This window comes from Exiguobacterium sp. SH3S3 (assembly GCF_004337115.1).
GTDB lineage: Bacteria > Bacillota > Bacilli > Exiguobacteriales > Exiguobacteriaceae > Exiguobacterium > Exiguobacterium aurantiacum_A.
In genome coordinates this window covers 112171-133205 of the sequence record NZ_SJUU01000004.1, presented here as the reverse complement: position 1 = coordinate 133205, position 21035 = coordinate 112171, and the positions used below count along the sequence as shown (strand labels likewise).

Below are 21035 nucleotides of genomic sequence, written 5' to 3'. Positions count from 1 at the left end.
CACAGAATCTCCACAAAAGAAAAAATCATCCTGTGTAAGGACGATTTTTAGCTTGTTATTTTTTCTTTTTCTTGCCTCGTGGTTCATTTGGCACGACCGGGTTCGCTAGCTCACGGAGCTTGCTCACTTCCTTGCGTGACAACTCGCGCCAGTCGCCTGTCGTGAGTCCATCGAGCGTCAAGAAACCGAACTGTTCGCGCTTCAGTTTGATGACTTCCGAACCGACTGCTTCGAGCATGCGGCGAATCTGACGGTTGTGCCCTTCCGAGATGACGATTTCAAGAATCGCCGAGTTCTTCTTATGGTCGACTGTCTTCATTCTGACTTTCGCGCTGCCCGTCTTATAACCGTCATCGAGCTCTAAGCCTGACTCGAGCTGCTTGATGGCGATATACGAAGGGATGTTTTTCACTTTCGCGACGTAACGTTTCGGGATTTTGAACTTCGGATGAGTCATCATGTTCGAGAACTCTCCGTCGTTCGTCAAGATGATGAGTCCCGTCGTATTGTAATCGAGACGACCGACCGGGAAAACGCGTGACCCTGGTGGAACGAGATCGGTAACGACTTTGCGTCCTTTATCATCGTCGACCGTCGACACGTAGCCGCTCGGTTTGTAGAGCACGTAGTAGACGTGTTCTTCCTGTTCAATTTTGACGCCGTCGACTTCAATCTCCGACTTCGGTCCGACTTTCGTCCCGAGTTCACGAACGACTTTGCCGTTAATGCGAACCCGTCCGTCTAAAATCATTTCTTCGGCTTTACGCCGTGAGGCGATACCCGCTTGGGCAATCACTTTTTGTAAACGTTCCATTTAATCATTCTCCAATCTATCTTCCGTAATCGAAGCTGGCTGGCCGAAGAACAGATCGCCTTCGTCTGCCAGCTCGTCAACAAACGTTAATGGTGGCAACTCCTCGAGTGAATTGAATCCGAAATGGTCAAGGAAATGCTCGGTCGTCCGGTACAGTTTCGCGCGCCCGATCGTCTTCGCCCGGCCGGCTGATTCAATCAGCCCTTTTGACAACAACGTATGAATGACGCGTTCGACTTTGACACCACGGACTTCCTCGATATCGGCCCGTGTGACCGGCTGCTTGTAGGCGATGATGACGAGCGTCTCCATGGCCGCACGAGACAGCGCCTGTTCGGCCATCGTCCCGACATACCGTTGAATGTACTCGGACACGTCCGGGATCGTCACGAGCTTATACACACCGCCCGATTCGATCAATTGAAACGGGCGCCCCGAGTCCGTGAACGACGCCTCGAGCTTATTCAATTGTTCGCGGGCAGCGGCCTCAGAAATATCGAGCGTGTCTGCTAGCGCCCGGACTTCCATGCCCTCTTCTCCGACGACAAACAATAGGCTTTCAATGATCGTTTCATAAGACAACAACGGCTTCATCCCTTTCCTTTGACGCTTCGACAAACGAAATGTGAATATCTCGGTCGACTTGCTTTGTCGTGACGACTCGTAACTTAATCAACTCAAGCAGCGCCATGAACGTGACGACAAGGTCGGACACGTCCGGCCGTTCTTCGAAGAATGCAAAGAACGACGTGTTCCGGTTCGCCGACACATGTTCATGCAGACGGGTCATCTGCTGTTCGAGCGTCCGCTCTTCCCGCTTGATCGTCTTTTTACGCCGTTCTTTCCAACGCTTCCGCTCGACCATCTTTGAATAGGCGTGCAACAAATCCGAAAAGTTGAGCGGCCCATCGTAAGGTTGGACCAGTTCAGACATGTACCGTGTCAAATCTTCGCCGGGACGGCTATATAGTTCGAGCCGTTGCTCTTCTTGCTCACGCATGAAGACGACCGCTTCTTTATAAGCTTTGTATTCAATCAACTGTCGAATCAACCCTTCCCGAGTCGGCTCTTCGCCGAAATCCGGAATCTCATCGTCCTCGATCGGGACCGGTGGCAACAGTTGTTTGCTCTTTAATTGGAGCAACGTCGCCGCCATGACCAAATATTCACTGGCCACATCGAGCTCAAACTTTTGCATCGTCCGGATAAAGGCGACATACTGGTCCGTGACTTCCGAAACAGAGATGTCGGCGATATCGAGCTCCATCTTGCCGATCAAGTGGAGCAACAAGTCGAGCGGGCCTTCGAACGTATCGATTTTGACGTTATACGCTTCCATAGAGACACCTGCCATTTAACATTTTTGCGCTTTAGTATAACATGTTTTGTAGTACAGTGACCACGAAAGGAGAAAATTGATGCTTACCCCTTTTTATCAGTATACGTTGCTGTTTGAATGTCATGCCGATTATTTCGAGTGCCACGAGGTGCTCGAAGAGGCGTGGCAGGATGGGAACCGCGAACATCTCGGCTATGCCGTCTTGATCCAGTACGCCGTCGCCCACTATCACTTCCGTCGGGGCAACACGGCCGGGGCCGTCAAGAGCGTCGCTGCGTTGAAGCAAAAGCTTCCTTTGGCCGCAAGCGCCCTTGAACCGCTCGGCATCGACATGGAGGCGTTCACACGTGACTTGGAACGTTGGCCGCTCCCGGACACACTCCCGCTAGACGAGCCGACACGCCGACAAATCGACCGGTTGAAACCCACGTTCGAGCCGACCTCCCTGACTTTCGACGAGCTCGTCCATAAACATATCCACCGTGACCGGACGCCCGTCGTTAAAGAGCGTCTGCTCGCGCTAGAACAACGACAAAAAGCTAGGCGCTGAGCCTAGCTTTTTATATCGAGACTTGATTCCATTTATCGAGCAAGTCGCTCGTCTTCCCGTGACCGACAAGTGTCAAGTCGAACGGTAACAAGTTCCGTGTCTCATCGAGCAGTTCATATGAACGTTTCTCGCCACGGAACGAAGGCGACAAGGCGATATGATGGATGCACATCGTCGTCTCAAGCTGTTCCATCCCGATGATCCCGACGAAGTCTTCTTCGACTTTCCACAAGTAGAGGAACTTCGAAGCGTCTTCCTCGTAAGACCGTACGAGTTCGAGAAGGGCGAGCGGAGACTTGTCGCTACATGCAAATGCGAGCAGCCCCATTGCCGTCTTCTCGTGCGATTGTTTATACTTCACCAGCATGGCTGGTCTCACCACCTTTAGTCAGACATGTTTCACGAAGTGAACACGTGAGAGACATGGCTCATTGTGCCATAACGTTTAGGCAGAAATCAATTCTCATCCCAAACTTTGACTTCAGCCATCTTCGTGCCTTGGCGAAGTTTGACCGCATGCTCAAGACCTGACGTCACTTTACCGAACACAGTATGAACCCCATCAAGGTGCGGTTGTGGCGCATGGACGATGAAGAACTGTGATGAGCCCGTGTTGCGCCCGGCGTGTGCCATCGAAAGCGAGCCGGCTTCATGTTTGTACGGGAACGAAGTCGACGTCTCACAAGGAATCGTTTTACCTGAACCGCCCATACCTGTTCCGTCCGGGCATCCGCCTTGACTGACGAAGCCTGGGATGACACGGTGGAACGTCAATCCGTCGTAGAAGCCGCGGTTCGCGAGCTCTTCGAAGTTGTCGACCGTGATCGGTGCTGCGTCATGGAATAAATCAAATTCAATCATTTCACCGTTCTCTAATTTCATTGATCCTTTTTTCATATGGAAATACCCCTTTTATGTTCATATAGTCAATAATCACTCACATTACCCATCTTATCAAAAAAAGACGTCTGCCTCCACTGTTTTGTGGAAACAGACGTTCTGACTTACTGGATGACCGCGTGGACGAGCGGACGTGCCTCTGGTTGAGTGGCGCCGATCGTGTAAGCATGATCCATGCGTTCAAGTGCCGAAGACATGTCTTCGATGTTTGAACGAAGGACCGCGATGACGTCACCCGCCTCGACTTTGTCGCCGACTTTCTTCTCGAGCGTGATACCGGCCGCGAAGTCGATCAAGTCGTCCTTCGTTGCCCGTCCCGCTCCGAGGAGCATCGCTGCGACACCGACCTCGTCCGCGATGATCGATTCGACGTAACCGGCTGTCTTCGCGACGAACGTCGTCTCAAATTTCGCTTGCGGGAATTTAGTCACATCATCGACGAGTGAGGCGTCCCCACCTTGTGCCGCGACGAACTGACGGAACACTTCAAGCGCGTGACCGTCGGCCATCCGGCGTTCAAGATCGGCGTATGCTTCGTCAAACGTCTTATAAAATTCACCGAGGACGGCCATATGACCGGCGATCGTGAGTGCGATCGTTTTCAAGTCTTTGACGTCTTTCCCAGACAATACTTCAATCGCCTCTTTCACTTCGTTCGCGTTCCCGATCTCAAAGCCGAGCGGTTGGTCCATATCGGTGATGACGGCGATCGTCTTGCGACCGACGTTCTTCCCGATGGCGACCATCTCTTCAGCGAGTGCTTTCGCGTCGTCGAACGACTTCATGAACGCACCAGAGCCTGTCTTGACGTCGAGGACGATGCTGTCGGCACCGGCAGCGATCTTCTTCGACATGATCGAGCTCGCGATGAGCGGGATCGACTCGACCGTCGCCGTCACGTCGCGGAGCGCGTAAAGACGTTTGTCGGCCGGCGTCAAGTTGCCCGTCTGCCCGATGATCGACATCTTGATGTCGTTCACTTGCTTCGTGAACTGCGCTTCCGTCAGCTCGACGTTGAACCCTGGGAATGATTCGAGCTTGTCGATCGTCCCACCTGTATGACCGAGCCCGCGCCCGCTCATTTTAGCGACCGGGATACCGATCGAGGCGACGAGTGGGGCGACGATCAAACTGATCTTGTCGCCGACGCCACCTGTTGAGTGCTTATCGACTTTTTTCCCTTTAATTTTAGAAAGGTCGATGACGTCACCTGACTTGACCATTTCCATCGTCAACGCCGCCGTCTCTTTCTCGGTCATGCCGTTGAAATAAATCGCCATCGACAAAGCAGACATTTGATAGTCTGGAATCGTCTCATTCGTGAAGCCTTCCACGACGTAGCGGATCTCCTGTTCGTTTAATTCTCCACCGTTACGTTTTTTCAAAATCAAGTCGACCATACGCATAAGTTTTGTCCTCCTAGAATTGTTTTAGTCACATGCTTTTAATCGTGCCACGTACGAGTGAAAGGAAGTCTTGGCGGACGCGCTCTGTCGTCTCGATGACTTCTTCGTGGTTGAGCGGTTGGTCAAGGATACCTGCGGCCATGTTCGAGACGCACGAAATTCCGAGGACACGCATGTCTGAGTGACGAGCCACGATGACTTCTGGTACGGTCGACATGCCGACGACGTCGCCGCCGAGCAGACGGGCCATCTTGACTTCAGCCGGTGTCTCGTATGTCGGACCGGTGTTCCCGAAGTAAACGCCTTTTTGAATCTTGAGACCGAGGTCTGACGCGACCCGCTCTGTCAACGCGACGAGTTGTTTGTCATACGCCTCTGACATGTCCGGGAAGCGTGTCCCGAAGTCGCTCGCGTTCTTGCCGATGAGCGGGCTCGTGCCGAAGAAATTGATATGGTCCGTGATGATCATCAAGTCGCCCGGGTTGAACGCCTCGTTGCAAGCACCAGCGGCGTTCGTGACGATGAGCGTCTCGACACCGATCAATTTGAGGACACGGACTGGGAACGTGACTTGTTCCATCGAATATCCTTCATAGAAATGGAACCGTCCTTGCATCGCAACGACACGTTTCCCTTCAAGGTCACCAAAGACGAGCTGTCCGGCATGGCCTTCGACTGTCGAGACCGGGAAGTGCGGAATATCTTCGTAAGGAATCGCGACCGGATTCTCGATCTCGTCGGCGAGCACGCCAAGACCCGATCCGAGAATGAGTCCGATTTCTGGCGTTCCGTTCATGCGTTCCTGTAAAAATGCTTTTGTTTCGTTCCAATTTACCATGTGTAGTGCCTCCTCAAATTTCGTTTAAGAAACTGTTTCCGATTGCTGGTGCGTCGACGTCAAAGTTATCCGCCACCGTGGCGCCGATATCTGCGAACGTAGCGCGAACGCCGAGGTCGACCGCAGTCGAACCGTGGTGATGGACGATGAGCGGGACATATTCCCGCGTATGGTCCGTCCCTGGTGCCGTCGGATCGTTACCGTGGTCGGCCGTGATGATCAGCAAGTCGTCTTCACGCAAGCGAGCAAACACTTCAGGAAGACGGGCGTCATACTCTTCGAGCGCGACCGCATATCCTTCCGGATCCCGGCGATGGCCGAACAATGCGTCAAAGTCGACGAGGTTCAAGAAGCAGAGCCCTTCGAACTCCTCATCAAGCGAAGCGACGAGTTTGTCCATTCCGTCCATATTTGACTTCGTACGGACCGCTTTCGTCACGCCTTCTCCGTCATAGATATCACTGATCTTCCCAAGGGCAATCACGTCTTTACCAGCTGTTTCGAGCGTGTTCATGACCGTCTTGCCGAACGGTTTGAGCGCATAGTCGTGACGGTTTGACGTCCGGACCCAAGCACCAGGCGTTCCGAGGAACGGCCGGGCGATGATCCGTCCGAGCATGTACGGATCTTCGCGCGTAATGTCGCGCGCGTATTCGCAGATGCGGTACAGTTCTTCGAGCGGGACGACTTCTTCGTGGGCCGCGATTTGAAGCACCGAGTCGGCCGACGTATAGACGATCAACGCACCTGTCGCGACATGCTCTTCACCGAGCTCGTCTAAAATTTCCGTTCCTGACGCCGGCTTGTTGCCGATGATGTCGCGTCCACTGAACTCTTTAAGCCGGTTGATCAAATCGTCCGGGAATTCCTCGAACACACGGAACGGCGTATCGATGTGGAGACCCATGATTTCCCAATGACCAGTCATCGTATCTTTCCCGGCCGAAATTTCTTCCATCCGGCCGAACGCGCTCGGCGCGCTTGACGGTTCGATGCCTTCGATCGGTTTAATGTTCGCTAACCCAAGCTTGCCCATGTTCGGCATGTTCAAGCCGCCATGCGCACGAGCGATGTGACCTAACGTGTCTGAACCGACGTCTCCGAACTGGTCGGCATCTGGGGCTTCCCCGATCCCGACTGAGTCCATGACGACTAAGAATATACGTTTAAATTTCTTCACAAAAGTTCCTCCTTTAAGTGTCTAGGCCCGCGGGTGATGCTTACGGTACACATCGTGGAGCCGCGCCTTGTTGACATGTGTGTAGATTTGAGTAGTGGAGAGATCGGCATGGCCGAGCATTTGCTGGATGGCGCGCAGATCGGCACCATTCTCGAGCAAGTGCGTCGCGAACGAGTGACGCAGCACGTGCGGTGTGATCTCTTTCGGGATACCGGCGTCTTTCGCCCGTCGCTTGATGATCTTCCAAAAGCCTTGGCGGCTAAGCCGACCGCCACGTCCGTTCAAGAACAACGCCTCGGTCTCCCGACCACCGAGGCCGTTTCGCGCTTGCTGGATGTAACGTTCGACAAAATTTTGGGCGACCGACGACACCGGAATGATCCGGGCGCTCTCGCCTTTGCCTTCACACTGTAAATACCCCAGTTCAAACTGTAAATCATCCAAATCAAGACCGAGAAGTTCGCTGACGCGCATGCCTGTCCCGTAGAGCAGTTCGAGCATGGCACGATCCCGAAGCGCGAGCGGATCGTTCGTCGGGACGCTATCGAGCAACCGCTCGACTTCGTCTTGCGACCACGTGTCCGGCAGATGCCGCTCCGCTTTCGGCGTCTCTAAATAAAGTGCCGGATCGGTCGAGGCGCCGCCGCTCATCTTCAGATGGTGATGAAACGTGCGAATCGAACTGACGGCTCGTCGCAGTGACGAGGCGGCCCGACCCGCTTGCGACAGTTCCTCTAAATGCTTGACGATATGTGAGCGCGTGACTTCATTCCACTCGGTCACCCCAAGTTGGGTTAGTGTCGATAAGTACTGGGTCAAATCGCTCGCATAGGCTTGTCTCGTGTTGGTGGACATTCTTTTCTCAACCGTCATATATTGTAAAAACGACTCGACTTGCGAACGCATGACATCCCCCTCCTTCCTCGCTACACCTGAATACGCTTACATCATATCACTTATGTAAACCGTTGTGAAGACGTCTGACCTCATTTTTTTGTAAGTTTTTTTGACAGTTTTTTGTCATCGATTCCACGCCCGTTTTCTCCAGGAAATCGACTGACAATCCCGCTGCATCACTGGTAAGATGAACGTAGTTGAAAAGGAGTGATGACGATGAACATCGAACACGTTGCCGTATGGGTCCACGACCTCGAACGGATGCGCCACTTTTATGAGACGTATTTTGGTGCCAGCGCCAACGACAAATACACGAATCGGCACAAACAGTTCACATCGTATTTTTTAACGTTTCCGGAATCAGCGTGCCGACTTGAGCTAATGTGCCGATCCGACATCCAAAGCGAAGCGATGCCGACACTCGGCTGGGCGCATGTGGCGTTCGCGCTAGGCAGCGCCGAGGCCGTCGACGAATTGACGGCGCGCTTGCAGGCTGATGGCTATGAACTCGTCGATGGACCGCGCCTGACCGGGGACGGCTATTATGAGAGCGTCGTCCACGATCCAGAACGAAACAAAATCGAACTGACGATTTGACGGCATGATGAACAGAAAGGAGGACAAGCCGAGCGGCTTGTCCTCCTTTGTTTCGTTAACCGTTAATGACGGCTTTATGCCCTTCGAGCGTGACGCCTTTCGCTTGGCACACTTTACAGATGCCATGGAACGTCAAACGATGGTCTTTGATTAAAAATTCATACTTGCTCTCGACTTTCTTCTCGACGTCGACGAGCAGGTCTTCCATAATCTCTTCGACTGATCCACACTCGACACAGACGAGGTGATGGTGCGAATGGTTCGCCCCTTCTGGTCTGAGGTCGAACCGGGCGACGCCGTCACCGAAGTTGACTTTGTCGACGACGCCGAGCTCGGTCAACAGTTCGAGTGTCCGGTACACGGTCGCGAGACCGATTTCAGGTGCGATACTCTTGACGAGCATGAACACGTTCTCTGCACTTAGATGGTCCGTCTCGTTCTCAAGCAAGATACGGACCGTTGATTCTCGTTGCGGTGTCAATTTATATCCTTTGGCGCTCAATTGCTGTTTGATCCGTTCAATTCGCGTTTCCATAAGGCGCCCCCTCTTTACATAATTCACTATTCATAGCATACCGAAATTCCGTCGTTTTTTCAAATTAAAATTATTACTATGTAAGTTTATCACAACCTACTTCAGATTAGAATTATTTCAATTTAGACAATTGCCACCACTGAATCGCCATAATCGTCTTGGCATCGGTGATCCGCCCGTTCGCTAAAAGTTCGCCCGCTTCTTCGAACGTGTAACGCTCGACTTGTAAAAATTCATCCTCGTCTAGGTTCATCGCTCCCGCCGTCAAACCTTTGGCGACGAACACGTCGACGCGTTCGCTGCAAAATCCGGGTGCACCGTAAAACGAGAATATCTTTTCAAGCGACTCAGCTTTATAACCGGTCTCTTCCTCAAGTTCACGATTCGCGCTCGCGAGCGGCTCTTCTCCGACCTCGAGTTTACCGGCCGGAATCTCGAGTGACATCGATTCGAACGCTTTCCGGTATTGCTCGACGAGAACGATCTTGTCGTCCTCATCGATCAATAATACCGCGACGGCCCCATTATGATACACAAGCTCTCGGACCGACGTTCCTCCGTTCGGGAGCGCGACGACATGCTTCTCGACATCGAAAATCTTCCCTTGATAGATGACTTCCCGTTCAATCGTTTTCTCTTCCATGGTTATGTACTCCTCACGTTTTCTTATATACTGTAATTATGAGTCAAATCAATGGACGGAACAAGGAGGAATTATCGATGGCAGAACTTGGACTAGGAACGATGTCGATTTTAAAACAAGGAGACGATGAGGGCCGACGGATTCTCGAAGCGGCTTATGCGTCAGGGATCCGTCATTTTGACACGGCTGACGTCTATGACCGTCACGATGTCGAACGGCTCGTCGGTGAGACGTTCGCCGGTCGGCGGGACGACTTGTTTTTGACGAGCAAAGGTGGAAATGAATGGACCGAAGACGGAATGCGCTGGAACCCAGCCCCTTCTTATTTAGAACAGGCGCTTCACGGTTCTCTCGAACGACTACAGACGGATTACTTAGACTTGTATTACGTACATGGTGGAACGATGGAAGACGACCTTGACGCGACGATCGATTTCATGCGCCGACAAAAGCAGGCCGGGGTCATCCGTCAAATCGGGCTCTCCTCGATTCGTCCGAACGTGATCCGCTACTGGCTTGAGCACGGGGGGCTCGATGTCTTGATGACACCGTACTCACTGCTCGACCGCCGCATCGAATCGCTCGGGCAAGACGTTCCGCTCGTCGGTCGGGGACCGCTCGCTAAAGGGTTGTTGACCGATGAATGGTCCGAGCGCTTGAGCGCTAAGGGCTTCGAGTCGTGGAGCGAACCCGAGTTACGCAACCTCCTGTCGACGTTGCCACACCCGATTCAAGCGTATGCGCTCGCTGCTGCGAAACGGACGTGTGCCGTCGTCTTGCCTGGCGCTTCTTCTGTCGAGCAGTTGCAGCAGACGATTGACGCATATCATGGTGACATCAATGAGCGTGCACTCGATAAACTGCTGGCTCGTCTGCCGATTCATCCGTATACAAAACATACGACCTGAACGTCAGGTCGTATGTGTACCGCGCTGTTTCATTTGTTCGATCGCCCAATCGGCCCAATCGGCATAGTTTTCCATCATGCGGATCGCATATTCACTCGTCAATAAGTACCCGAGCGTGTCCGCTTCCGATTGATGGGCTGCTTGGAACGCACGAATTTGATGTGCGACTTGTTCATGATGCGTTTTCGTCTCCTCGACGTAACGGATCGCCTCGTCGAGCGGAAGCAGTTGCAACAGGCTGACGCGCAGCAGGTTCTCATCTTTCATCTTCGGCTGAAACGACGTCGGTTGTCTGAGCCAGTCAATCAACTCTTGACGTCCCGTCGCTGTGATCGAATAGATCTTCTTATCGGGAAGATCATGTTGGGTCACATGCTCTGACGAAACGAGGTGCTCGTCTTCCATCTTTAACAGTTCCCGATAAATCTGTGTATGATGGGCGTGCCAAAAGTGGATCATTTGCGCTTTGAACGTCGCGTTCAAGGCGTAGCCGGTCGCAGGCTGATGGGTCAACAACCCGAGTAGTGCATGACGTAACGCCATAACCATCACCATTCCCTTGCAGTTCAGTTTTTTTAAGTGTAGCACAATCTCTTGTAAGTCCGAGAATGTCAATCGGTTGACGGGCGCACCGAAGACACAGACAATGAGAGAAAGGAGTGATCAATCATGAAACCAATACAATCTGAACAACAATTCCAAACTGCCATTCAAGATAAAGGAATGGTCATCTTCACGACGTCTTGGTGCCCAGACTGCCGCCGCCTCGACATGTACGTCGACGAACTCGTCAAAGACTACCCGCAATTCAACTGGTACGTCGTCGATCGCGACGAACTGCCTGAACTGTCTGACACGCAGGAAGTCCGTGGCATCCCGTCACTGCTCTTCTATCAAGAAGGCGTCAAACAAGAACACCTTCATTCGGCGCATGCGAAGACGGAAATGCAAATTCGGTCGTTCCTCGACACGTTGAACGCCTAATCAAAAGACGACCGCGGTCGTCTTTTTTAGTGCGTGAATTTCTGCATGTAGCGCCTGTCGATTTGACGCTTGATCCAATACGAACACCGGCCGTGCCACGTCAAGCGCCCAAACGTGAGTAAGGCGTGTCCCGGAGTCGTCAATAAAATATTGAGCGACGTCCGCTGTTTATATGGCTTTTGGTCACCGAGGAGCGCCGACGCGACGTGACGGCCCGATCGGACCGCGTCGACGCCTCCGTTCAAGCCCATTGCCATATCCCCGGTGATGTAAATATCTTGATACGTCGCGTGACGCAAATAAGCGTCGGTCGGAATAAACGACCCCTCCTCGGCAAGGCCTGAGCGGTGCCACCACTCGACCGGCACGACTCCAGTCGCGTCAAGGACAAGACCGTCTGGCGCGTCCCCACCCTCATACTGTTGCGCGATCAGCGTCACCCCGCTTGCAACGAGACGACGGGCAATGTGACGGCCGACCCGGTTCGGCAAGTCCGGCAAAATCTGCTTCGCATAGAGCGTGACGTGTTGCTTCGACCTCACGCAAGCGAAAGCGAGCTCGACGCCAGCTTTGCCCCCTCCGACGATCGTGACCGCACGGCTCGCTTGAATGTGTTCGATTGCTACGTCCGTCATCGGTTTCAAGCCCGTTCCGATCCCTCGGCTCTTCGCACCTGTCGCGAGCACGAGGTGATCATAAGCGATCATACCTTGATCGGTCTCGATGATTCGCTTGACCGGGTCGAGCGAGATGAGTCTGCTCGCGACCGGTGTGACGTCCGGTCGCAAGTTGACGACTGCCGAAGCCATCTCATTTGCGATCACTTGGGGGAACGCCCCGGTATAAATCGTTTCCTCAAGTCCGACATAACTGACCTCGTACCGTTCACGCAACTGTTCGATCCGCGCTAAAATTTCGAGTTGCCCGTGACCGAGCCCGACTAGGACGAGCCGCGGCTTCATCGTAAAATCCGCCGTGCTTCCAACAGGCGCTGGCTGATCGTGAACACTTCAAGGATGAGGAACAGCGTCGCGACGACCCCGATCCACGACGGGAACAAAATCATGAGCGTGAACAAGATGAAGCACTCCGTCCGTTCAAGGAGACCCGGTTGATAATAAAATGATTTCTCAGAACGTTTTGAACTGCTGGCTCCGACGGCGAGAAACAGCGTCATCGCAACGACGAAGGATCCGAGCAAGAAGAGAAAGACCGGCATGTGCTCAGGGTAACGAAGCGCCAGCGCGACGACGACCGAGATCTCGACGATGCGATCAAAGACGAGGTCGAGCACTGTGCCAAACCCCGTCTTCCGAGAGCGGCGCGCCATCGTCCCGTCAATGACATCGAGAAGGCCCGACAACCAAAGCAGGGCGACCGCTGTCCAAAGCATGTCATTATAAATAAAGAACCCGACCGAGATCCCGATGATCCCTCCAAGGATTGTCACTTCATTCGGTGTGAAATTCCATTTTAGAAGCCGATCGGCCCCTCGTTCAACGATGGGACGAACCCAACGGCTTCCGTACGTGTCTAGCATCAAACCACTCCTTTTTTCTTCCGCAAATAGTAGGTCTCCCCGATCTGAAACGATTCGTCCCGGGGGAGAATGACGTACATACCGGTCGCGAGGCGATACTCGCCTAGCCGATTGCCGAAGCGATTCAACTGTCGGACGAGTACGACCGGTTCGCCTGCTTGTTTCGTCACTTCCATCATCGTCGCCGGATAAGACGAACCTGAAAGCTCGATAAAGTCTCCAAACGCCGGCTCAGTCTCGTAAAGTTCGCCTGGTGTCCCCGTCGCCAGGACTTCTCCGTCTTCGAGCAACGTCACCCGATCGGCGACGAGCATCGCTTCTTCCCGGTCGTGGGTCACGAGCAACGCCGTCAACTCGAGTTGTTGGACGAGGTCCCGGATCAGCCGCTGCAACTCGTATTTCAAATCCGGATCGAGATTCGTGAACGGCTCATCTAACAAAATGAGCCGCGGCTCGGCCGCAAGGGCACGGGCAAAACTGACACGCTGTTGCTCGCCTCCGGAAAGTTCATGGATGTCATCGTCATATCGGCCCGGAAGGCGGACACGGGCAAGCCATGCCTCCGCCTGTTCCCGTGACCGATTTTGAGTCGCGAGCGTCACGTTCTCCCCGACCGACAGATGCGGGAACAGAAGCGGTGATTGTGACAGCATCGTGATGCGCCGCTTGTGAGGAGGCGTCCCGAGGAGCGGCTCTTCGTCCCACGTCACCGTCCCCGTGTCTGCCGTCTCAAGTCCGGCGATAATCCGCAGTAACGTCGACTTCCCGGACCCGCTCACCCCGACAAGCGCATGGATCTCTTTCTTGTCAACGATCAGGTCGACCCCGTTCAATACGTCGCGTTGTTTGAAGTTCTTTTGTATTCCTGTAATGACTAAACTCATCTTAACCGCTCCTTCATAATTCGTACCGCTACGCGAAACAATCCTCCGAGACCGATATACAACAAGACCGGCAACAAGATGAGGACCCACGTGTTTTGTAGTGCCAATGAAACGTCATTTCCCGCATACGATTGATACAGTTGTGTCGTGACGGTCGGGATGAGCCCCGCACCGATCAATTGCACGAGCACGAACTGACCGAGAACGATGACCGTCGAGAACAAGACGATCGCCCGCATCGTCGCCGCCAACAAAGGAAACAGCACCATGCTAAATCGAGGCAGCGGCGGCAGTGTCATCGTCTGCTCAAGGAGCGGGCGTCCGATCACATACATCGCATTGTAGGCGAGCCGGATCGAGTACGGGAGCGTCGAGACGAGCAAGACGAGCAAGACACCGGCATAAGTCCCGACGAGCCCGACGTTCGCGAGCACGATGTACATACCGAACATACTCGCCATGACCGGAATGAACAACGGGATAAAGACGAGCCACTCGACGAGTGTCCGCCATCTCGACTCTGTAAAAATCAGCCACCACGCTGTCCCGAGACCGAGCCAGACATTGATGACGGCCAAACTGATGACGTAGAACACCGTGTTCATGAGCACTTCATCCAATCGGATCGGAGAAGGCAAACCGAAGAGTAAGCCGAGAAACGGGAACAAGATGAAACTGATGATAAGGACCCGACTCATCGCCTCACCCCTTTTTCAATCCGGCGTCTTCGTTTGGCCGTAACGAGATACGATACAAAAGCCCCGACTGAGATCAATAGTGTCCAAACGAGTGCGACCGCGTAGGATTCATTCGCGTTTAAAAACAACCCTGTCGTCAGCCGTTCGTATGCGAGCACCCCGAGCAGCTCCGGGAATGTGACCCCGAGCAGGGCCGGTACCTCGTAAGCGAACGAGATGAACGCCACTAAAATCCAAAACGAGTCCAAGAGTGGCTTCAGTAAAAACGGCCACTCCGCGACTTTGAACTGCTCGAACCGTGTGAGTTGGAGCGTCTTCGCCATATCGAGATAGCCGCGATTCAGTTGCCCGTATGTGCCGAGCATCATCAAAAAGACGAACGGCACTTCTTTCCACACATACGTCAATATGACGACAAAGTGATGGCGCTCGTTCGCTTCCACAAGCCCGTAAAACGGAAAACCGCCCGAGAACAACAACAAAAATAAATACGCACCTGCGACATGCGGCACGAACATCGGCAATTTGAGCAGCGCTGAAAGCCAAACCGCCTCTCGAATCCGGACCGTTCGTGCCAACCACGTCCCGATGAGTAGCGAAATCGTCGTCGAGACGAGCGTCACGTAAAGCGTGACGGCTAAACTCGCCCGCCACGCCGCATCGCGCCAAAGTGACGTCCATTCGAATGAAGCGGTCTCACCGGCTAGAAATACAAGACCGGCGAGCGGTAGCAATAAGACGATGACGCTCAAGCCGACGCTACCTCGCGACACGGGACCATCCTTCACGAACTTGATCGATCACGCTCGGCCCGAAGTCGGCAATCGAACGTTCGGCAAGTTGTTCAGGGTCTGGATACGTGACGCCCGTGTCCAGTTTGAGGAAGGCTTCCCGGTCCGCTCGTTCAAGCTTCGTCAAATCGAGCGATGTCCCGTCACCCCAATACGTCGCATCTTGTTTGGCGAGTTGGGCTTCCGGTGACAACAATTCATTGATCACGACGATGGCACCGTTCGGATTGCTTGCGTTGAACGGGACCGCGAGAAAATGCGTCGAGGCGATTGAATGGTCGAGGACGAGTGCACGCGTCCCGTCTGGAAACACGCCGTCGTTTCGCTCGGCCTCAGCACGACGCTCATTGAATCCCATCGTCATCCACACGTCACCTTTCGCATAAAGTTGGTCGAGTTGGGCGAGTGACTTCGGATACGTCGCTCCTTGTTTCCACAGATTCGGTGACCACGTCGCGAGTTCATCCCAAAATGCATCCGGGATCGTTTGATCGCTTCGGATCGTTTCCCCGTACTCGGCATAGAGCAGATGGCGGACGAACGCGTTACCGGTGAAGTCTGTCACTTCAGGATACGTGAAACGGCCTGGATTTGCTTCGGTCCAACGATGTAGTTCTTCGAACGTCGCCGGAGGATTCGTCACTTTGTCGGCATCATAGTGCAGCACGAACTGAACGTTGCCCCACGCCACCTCGAGTCCGTCGGTCGGCGTCCCGGCGTCGGTCGCTTGCGCGGTCTCGTTCAAAAGTGCTGCGTTCGGGATTTTATCGAGCAGGTCGCCTTGTAGAAGCTCCGCCTCGGCCGCGTTTCTAAAATTATCGCCATTGATCCACATGAGGTCGATCGTGCCCGCCTCTCGATTCGAACGTTTATCGAGTGACAGTTGGCGAATGAATTCGGCCGTGTCCATCGGGACGCGATTCAACTCGATATCGTATGTCTCTTTCAGGCGTGGTGCGACGTAGTCATCGATGTAACGGTTGATGCCGTCGTCCCCGCCCCACAAGTAAAAGTTGACCGTCGTTTGCTCAGCCTCTTGAACCGCCTCGTCAAACGTCGGGGCCAGGTCTGCTCCCGTCGTCCCGCAGGCGCTGAGGAAAACAAGCGCAAACAGCAGCCCTAATTGTCGTATTCGTCGCATCGTACTTCCCCTCTCTCTACTACTTTTTGTCAAATCCCCGTTTTGCCAACCGTTCGAACCAAATCGGGCACATTGCGTACAGTTTTCCGCCTAAGTCCATCCACCACGGGGCGTTGACTTCACGTTTCGACTGTTCAAACGCTGAGACGACCCGCTGTGCCAACTGATCTGGGTCGAGCATGATACGACGCACACTCTGTTCATAGCGCCCCGTCTTATCAGCCCGGTCAAAGAACGGCGTGTTGATCGGACCAGGATTGACCGTCAGTACATGGACACCTGCCGGCTTCAGCTCGAGCCGGAGCGCGTTTGAAAACTGGAGCAATGCCGCTTTCGATCCGGCGTACACGGCCGACTTCGGGGTCGGCACTTTGGCAGCTTGCGAGCAAACGTTTATGATCGTCCCGCCTCGCTTCATCCGGCGCCCACAGTCACGCGACATCACCATCGGCGCGATCGCGTTCAAGCGCATCGTCTCTTCGATGACGTCCGTCGTTTGATCAACGACCCGGTCAAACTCACCGACGCCGGCGTTGTTGATCCAACCGTCGATCGGTCCATATTTCTGTACGACATCGTCGACGAGCGTCTCATAACTTGTCAAAACATCCGTGACCATCCAGTCTGCAGATAGTTTCGTCCCGAGCTCTCGAAGGCGCGTCTCGTTTCTGGCAATTAACGTCAGCTTATAGCCCGCTGCCGAAAAAGAATGCGCCAAAGCGGCACCAAAGCCGCTCGACGCACCTGTGATCACAATATGTCTCATTCCATTGCTTCCTCCACTCTCACATAAATCCATTTGCCATCGGCTAACTGCTTGACGACATGACCGCGTTCCTCGAGCAATGTCAACCGCGCGAACACTTCGCTGAAGACAAGCGGCATCGCCCGGCGCATCTTCCGCCCGTACAGCCGCATCGACCAATCGAACACACTCAAGCCGTCGGCCCAGTCGTTCAGCAGCTGCTCGCTCCGTTCATAGCGTTGACTGATCCTTGATTCGATGAGTACCCGCGGATGCTGAATCGGATTGCCGTGTCCGCTCACGACAAGCTTAATATCAAGCGCCTGTAACTTTCTAAGCGAATCGAGATAAAGTAAGACCGGTGACGCAAACCCTTCGTCCTCATACGGTTGTTCGATCAACGGGTTCGGTTCGACCGCATCGATCAAATGATCACCGGCGATCAAGACGCCGCCCGGCCCGAGCAGTCCGAGTTGATCGCTCGCGTGTCCCGGTAGATGAATCGTCTTCCAAGCCCCGTCGCTCGTCACGTCTTGTCCTTCTTCGAACGTCATCGTGACGGTCGTCGGACCGATCCAACGTAGCGCCTCCCGGTAGTCCGGCAACTTGGTGATGATCGACTCCGGTGCCCCAAACCAATGAGCCAGTTCATATAAGAAGTGATTGCCTTTTTTAATAAAGTTCGGTGTCTGTTCCAAATAACGAACGAGCTTCTCGTGACCATAGACTGGAATCGAGACATCCCGCAGCCGCCAAGCTTGACCGGCATGGTCAGCATGATGGTGCGTTAAAAATAGAAAATCGATGTCCGCGAGCGTCAGTTCGAGTTCAGCCAATTCGTCGTTCAAGGACGCCCATGCCTCTTCCGTATCTGGCCCACAGTCGACCATGAAAAACCGGCCCCCATGCTCTACGATGTATACGTTCACGTTACCGACCTCAAACGGTGTCGGAATATCGAGTCTTGCCAGTTGACTTGAAATCCAGTTCGCCACGTCCACACAACCCCTTCCACCTATCTTCATTCATTATACCTGTCAGAATGAAGGGATTTCAATGGCACAAAAAAAGGAGGGGATGTCTCCCCTCCAATCGTTTATAAGTTGATGACGGTCACTTTATCACGTGTCATCGTTTCAAGACTGCGTCCAATCCCTTGGACACCGAGACCTGATTGTTTCACACCGATGAACGGGAAGTGGTCAGGACCGCGTTCCGTTCGACCGTTGACTTGGACCGTACCGACTTCGAGCTTGTCGGCGACCGTGAACGCACTGTTCACGTTTTGCGTGAACACGCTCGCTTGAAGACCGAACTCTGACTCGTTCGTCAGTTCGATCATCTCGTCGAGTGAGCTGACACGGATGATCGGAAGAACAGGTCCGAACGGTTCTTCCCAAGCGACACGCATCTCACGCGTGACGTGGTCGAGCAGCGTCGGGTGGAGCAGGTTGCCATCGCGTTCGTTGCCGTGGACGACCGTCGCACGCTTGTTGACGGCGTCGTCGATCAAGCCTTGAACATAGTCAGCCGACTTCTTGTCGATGAGCGGGACGATGAAGCTGTTGTCAACCGGCGAACCGACCGTGAGTTTCTCGACGCGCTGTTTCAACATGGCGACGAGTTCGTCCGCTTGATCTTCGAGCACGAAGACGCGTTTGATCGCTGTGCAACGCTGACCCGAGTAAGAGAACGCACCGCTGACGATTTGATCCGCCGCAAGCGTCATGTCCGCGTCTTCTAAGACGAGCGCCGGGTCTTTGCCGCCGAGCTCTAAGACGACCGGGACCATCGATGCCTGTTGTGACAAATGTTGACCGGTTCCTGTACCGCCTGTGAATGTGATCATGTCGACACCTGGGTGCGACGTCAAGTAGTCGCCGATGACCGAACCGCGACCCGTCACGAGGTTCAACAATCCGCTCGGAAGACCGGCGTCTTGCAGTGCCTCGACCATTTTGACGCCACTGATCGCACCTTGCGTCGCCGGTTTGAAGACGACCGCGTTCCCCGTAATAAGGGCCGGGGCGATTTTAGCAGCGGCTAAGTTGACCGGATAGTTGAACGGTGAGATCGCGAGAACGACACCGAGTGCCTCTTTTTTGATGATCGCCATTTTGTTCTTTGATCCGCCCGGGAACGAATCGCCTTGCATGAATCCACCTGTGAAACGAAGTCCTTCCTCAGCCGTATAACGAATAATCTCAGCTGTGCGGACGACTTCTTTTTTCGCGTCGTTCAAGTTCTTCCCAACTTCGCGCATGATGATTTGACCGATCTCATCGACGCGCTCTTCGAGTTTGTCCGCCCATGCGTACAACAGCTCGGCGCGCTTGTTGACCGGAAGCGCCGCCCACTCTTGTTGTGCACGTTTGGCACCGTGAATCGCCTCGTCGACTTCGTCGCGCGACATCGCTTGGACGTGTCCGACGATTTCTTCTGTATAAGGTGAAACGAGTTCGATCGTTTCATTTGTTGTTGATTCTTGCCATTGCCCGTTAATTAAATATGGATACGTGTTCATACTCATAATCTCTATCTGCCTCCTGAGTAAGCTGTGATATCTCGTTGCCACCCTCATTGTATGCAAAATCAATTCCGTTGAACAACTATAAAGATTCAGTTTGTGTAATGTAAGCGGTTACTCAATGACTTTTCGTGATTTTTGACCCGACTTTGACACTTTTCAACTGAAGACTTTGGTCGATTTGACCGATAGAAAGGAAGAGAGAACGCGATATAGGAGGGACCACCATTGAGCATGGATCATAATATTTTACTTGAAGCAGGTACGAACGAGTTAGAAATCGTCATTTTCCAGTCAGGCCCGTTTATTTTCGGGATTAACGTCATGAAGGTTCGCGAGATCATCACGATGCTTCCACTTACCCCGTTACCCGGAACGCCTGAGGCGATCATGGGATTGATCGAATTGCGCGGCGAAGTCATGACGGTCATCGATCTCCCGATGGTCATCGGTCATCCTCGTGAAGCCGGAGACGGGGACCGCTTGATCGTCTGTGAGTTTAACGGCGAGAAATCAGTGCTCCGGGTCGACCAAGTGACGGAGATCAAGCGCATCTCATGGGAACAGATCGACACACCGTCAGATCTTGCCCGCGGTGTCCAAGGCATCACGAACGGCGTCGTCAAAACAGGAGACCAAATGATCATTCTTCTCGACTATGAGCGCATCGCTCTCGAGTTGTCACGAAAAGACATCATGGCTCGTGAATCCGTCAAACGACTCGGTGCAAGGGAACGCTCGAACAAACAAGTGTGGATCGCAGAAGATTCGGAGATGCTCCGCACCTTGATCATCGACACGCTCGACGATGCAGGCTACTTCAACACGACAATCTTCAACAACGGGAAAGAAGCGCTTGATGCGTTCGAGCAAGATGGTGTCGAATGCGATCTGCTCATCACCGATATCGAGATGCCACAAATGGACGGATTGCATTTGACGAGACGACTACGCGAAATGGACCGCTACGCGGCGTTGCCGATCGTAATTTTCTCGTCACTCATCTCAGACGACTTGAAACATAAAGGCGATGCCGTCGGCGCGAACGCACAAATCACGAAGCCTGAAATCGGCATGTTGATTGCGACGCTCGATGAGTTTTTAGCCAAATGACAAAC

26 protein-coding genes are annotated in these 21035 nt (G+C 53.5%); 5 read left to right on the top strand and 21 right to left on the bottom strand.

All coding sequences use genetic code 11. The annotated features are described in order from the left end of the window. Window positions 1-55: 55 nt before the first annotated feature. Genes EVJ28_RS05560 through EVJ28_RS05550 form a run of 3 tightly spaced genes read right to left on the bottom strand, consistent with a single transcriptional unit; the run spans window position 56 to window position 2153 of the window. Window positions 56-814: a pseudouridine synthase gene (locus EVJ28_RS05560; RefSeq protein WP_071397662.1), complete on the bottom strand. Its 759-nt coding sequence runs from the start codon at window positions 812-814 to the stop codon at window positions 56-58. After that, on the bottom strand, window positions 815-1408 hold the full coding sequence (scpB, locus tag EVJ28_RS05555; RefSeq protein WP_201738345.1) for an SMC-Scp complex subunit ScpB: 594 nt from the start codon (window positions 1406-1408) through the stop codon (window positions 815-817). Then, window positions 1386-2153 (bottom strand): segregation and condensation protein A, encoded by a 768-nt coding sequence (locus EVJ28_RS05550; RefSeq protein WP_070327115.1) that lies wholly within the window; start codon window positions 2151-2153, stop codon window positions 1386-1388. Before EVJ28_RS05550 ends, scpB begins: the two co-directional genes overlap by 23 nt. A 79-nt stretch (window positions 2154-2232) precedes the next feature. Between EVJ28_RS05550 and EVJ28_RS05545 the strand changes: the two genes are divergently transcribed. Beyond that, a complete protein-coding gene (locus EVJ28_RS05545; RefSeq protein ID WP_131458426.1) occupies window positions 2233-2703 on the top strand; it encodes a DUF309 domain-containing protein in 471 nt (156 codons plus the stop codon). Between the two features lie 10 nt (window positions 2704-2713). Here the strand turns inward: EVJ28_RS05545 and EVJ28_RS05540 are convergent, their stop codons facing one another. The 6 genes from EVJ28_RS05540 to xerD all read right to left on the bottom strand — a co-directional run bounded on the left by EVJ28_RS05540 (window position 2714) and on the right by xerD (window position 7933). Next, window positions 2714-3070 carry a GCN5 family acetyltransferase gene (locus tag EVJ28_RS05540; RefSeq protein ID WP_131458428.1) on the bottom strand — a complete coding sequence of 119 codons (357 nt, stop codon included), beginning with the start codon at window positions 3068-3070 and terminating at the stop codon, window positions 2714-2716. Between the two features lie 89 nt (window positions 3071-3159). After that, entirely contained in the window at window positions 3160-3600 is a 441-nt protein-coding gene (locus EVJ28_RS05535; protein ID WP_035386247.1) for a peptidylprolyl isomerase, read from the bottom strand. Between the two features lie 107 nt (window positions 3601-3707). Then, window positions 3708-5009 carry a pyrimidine-nucleoside phosphorylase gene (locus EVJ28_RS05530; protein WP_131439774.1) on the bottom strand — a complete coding sequence of 434 codons (1302 nt, stop codon included), beginning with the start codon at window positions 5007-5009 and terminating at the stop codon, window positions 3708-3710. A gap of 28 nt (window positions 5010-5037) precedes the next feature. Beyond that, window positions 5038-5847: a purine-nucleoside phosphorylase gene (locus EVJ28_RS05525; RefSeq protein ID WP_131458432.1), complete on the bottom strand. Its 810-nt coding sequence runs from the start codon at window positions 5845-5847 to the stop codon at window positions 5038-5040. A gap of 13 nt (window positions 5848-5860) precedes the next feature. Beyond that, window positions 5861-7027, bottom strand: coding sequence for a phosphopentomutase (gene deoB, locus EVJ28_RS05520; RefSeq protein ID WP_131467899.1), 1167 nt, complete (start codon window positions 7025-7027; stop codon window positions 5861-5863). Between the two features lie 21 nt (window positions 7028-7048). Next, window positions 7049-7933: a site-specific tyrosine recombinase XerD gene (gene xerD, locus EVJ28_RS05515; protein WP_016509359.1), complete on the bottom strand. Its 885-nt coding sequence runs from the start codon at window positions 7931-7933 to the stop codon at window positions 7049-7051. A gap of 207 nt (window positions 7934-8140) precedes the next feature. Here xerD and EVJ28_RS05510 point away from each other — a divergent pair, with 207 nt between their 5' ends. After that, window positions 8141-8521: a VOC family protein gene (locus EVJ28_RS05510; protein ID WP_131458436.1), complete on the top strand. Its 381-nt coding sequence runs from the start codon at window positions 8141-8143 to the stop codon at window positions 8519-8521. A gap of 55 nt (window positions 8522-8576) precedes the next feature. Here EVJ28_RS05510 and fur read toward each other — a convergent pair whose 3' ends face one another. Beyond that, window positions 8577-9056, bottom strand: a complete 480-nt coding sequence (gene fur / locus EVJ28_RS05505) for a ferric iron uptake transcriptional regulator (RefSeq protein ID WP_016509373.1) — start codon at window positions 9054-9056, stop codon at window positions 8577-8579. 112 nt (window positions 9057-9168) lie between these two features. After that, on the bottom strand, window positions 9169-9699 hold the full coding sequence (locus tag EVJ28_RS05500; RefSeq protein ID WP_131488223.1) for an NUDIX domain-containing protein: 531 nt from the start codon (window positions 9697-9699) through the stop codon (window positions 9169-9171). A gap of 77 nt (window positions 9700-9776) precedes the next feature. Here EVJ28_RS05500 and EVJ28_RS05495 point away from each other — a divergent pair, with 77 nt between their 5' ends. After that, the gene (locus EVJ28_RS05495; protein WP_236634055.1) at window positions 9777-10607 is read left to right on the top strand and encodes an aldo/keto reductase; all 831 of its coding nucleotides are present in this window, start codon (window positions 9777-9779) and stop codon (window positions 10605-10607) included. Window positions 10608-10610: 3 nt separating this feature from the next. Here the strand turns inward: EVJ28_RS05495 and EVJ28_RS05490 are convergent, their stop codons facing one another. Continuing rightward, window positions 10611-11162 carry a PadR family transcriptional regulator gene (locus EVJ28_RS05490; RefSeq protein WP_236634054.1) on the bottom strand — a complete coding sequence of 184 codons (552 nt, stop codon included), beginning with the start codon at window positions 11160-11162 and terminating at the stop codon, window positions 10611-10613. Between the two features lie 114 nt (window positions 11163-11276). On the opposite strand from EVJ28_RS05490, the gene EVJ28_RS05485 reads away from it, so the two are divergent. Further along, window positions 11277-11591 (top strand): thioredoxin family protein, encoded by a 315-nt coding sequence (locus EVJ28_RS05485; RefSeq protein ID WP_070327106.1) that lies wholly within the window; start codon window positions 11277-11279, stop codon window positions 11589-11591. A gap of 26 nt (window positions 11592-11617) precedes the next feature. On the opposite strand, the gene EVJ28_RS05480 is transcribed toward EVJ28_RS05485, so the two are convergent. From EVJ28_RS05480 to EVJ28_RS05440, 9 genes are all read right to left on the bottom strand, one after another. After that, a complete protein-coding gene (locus tag EVJ28_RS05480; protein ID WP_131463674.1) occupies window positions 11618-12553 on the bottom strand; it encodes an NAD(P)/FAD-dependent oxidoreductase in 936 nt (311 codons plus the stop codon). Continuing rightward, complete coding sequence (locus EVJ28_RS05475) at window positions 12550-13131, bottom strand: CDP-alcohol phosphatidyltransferase family protein (protein ID WP_070327104.1); 582 nt, start codon at window positions 13129-13131, stop codon at window positions 12550-12552. Before EVJ28_RS05475 ends, EVJ28_RS05480 begins: the two co-directional genes overlap by 4 nt. Then, the gene (locus EVJ28_RS05470) at window positions 13131-14015 is read right to left on the bottom strand and encodes an ABC transporter ATP-binding protein (RefSeq protein ID WP_131488219.1); all 885 of its coding nucleotides are present in this window, start codon (window positions 14013-14015) and stop codon (window positions 13131-13133) included. Before EVJ28_RS05470 ends, EVJ28_RS05475 begins: the two co-directional genes overlap by 1 nt. Then, complete coding sequence (locus EVJ28_RS05465) at window positions 14012-14713, bottom strand: ABC transporter permease family protein (protein WP_131458448.1); 702 nt, start codon at window positions 14711-14713, stop codon at window positions 14012-14014. The genes EVJ28_RS05470 and EVJ28_RS05465 overlap by 4 nt, the downstream gene beginning before the upstream one ends. Then, window positions 14710-15486 carry an ABC transporter permease gene (locus tag EVJ28_RS05460; protein ID WP_131458450.1) on the bottom strand — a complete coding sequence of 259 codons (777 nt, stop codon included), beginning with the start codon at window positions 15484-15486 and terminating at the stop codon, window positions 14710-14712. The genes EVJ28_RS05465 and EVJ28_RS05460 overlap by 4 nt, the downstream gene beginning before the upstream one ends. Next, a complete protein-coding gene (locus EVJ28_RS05455) occupies window positions 15473-16645 on the bottom strand; it encodes an ABC transporter substrate-binding protein (protein ID WP_131467891.1) in 1173 nt (390 codons plus the stop codon). Before EVJ28_RS05455 ends, EVJ28_RS05460 begins: the two co-directional genes overlap by 14 nt. Before the next feature lie 19 nt (window positions 16646-16664). Then, a complete protein-coding gene (locus EVJ28_RS05450; protein ID WP_236634053.1) occupies window positions 16665-17411 on the bottom strand; it encodes an SDR family NAD(P)-dependent oxidoreductase in 747 nt (248 codons plus the stop codon). Continuing rightward, on the bottom strand, window positions 17408-18385 hold the full coding sequence (locus EVJ28_RS05445; protein WP_236634052.1) for an MBL fold metallo-hydrolase: 978 nt from the start codon (window positions 18383-18385) through the stop codon (window positions 17408-17410). Before EVJ28_RS05445 ends, EVJ28_RS05450 begins: the two co-directional genes overlap by 4 nt. Before the next feature lie 101 nt (window positions 18386-18486). Next, window positions 18487-19923, bottom strand: a complete 1437-nt coding sequence (locus EVJ28_RS05440; RefSeq protein ID WP_131458497.1) for an NADP-dependent glyceraldehyde-3-phosphate dehydrogenase — start codon at window positions 19921-19923, stop codon at window positions 18487-18489. A gap of 228 nt (window positions 19924-20151) precedes the next feature. On the opposite strand from EVJ28_RS05440, the gene EVJ28_RS05435 reads away from it, so the two are divergent. Next, a complete protein-coding gene (locus EVJ28_RS05435; RefSeq protein WP_131458499.1) occupies window positions 20152-21030 on the top strand; it encodes a chemotaxis protein CheV in 879 nt (292 codons plus the stop codon). The last annotated feature ends 5 nt before the right edge of the window (window positions 21031-21035 follow it).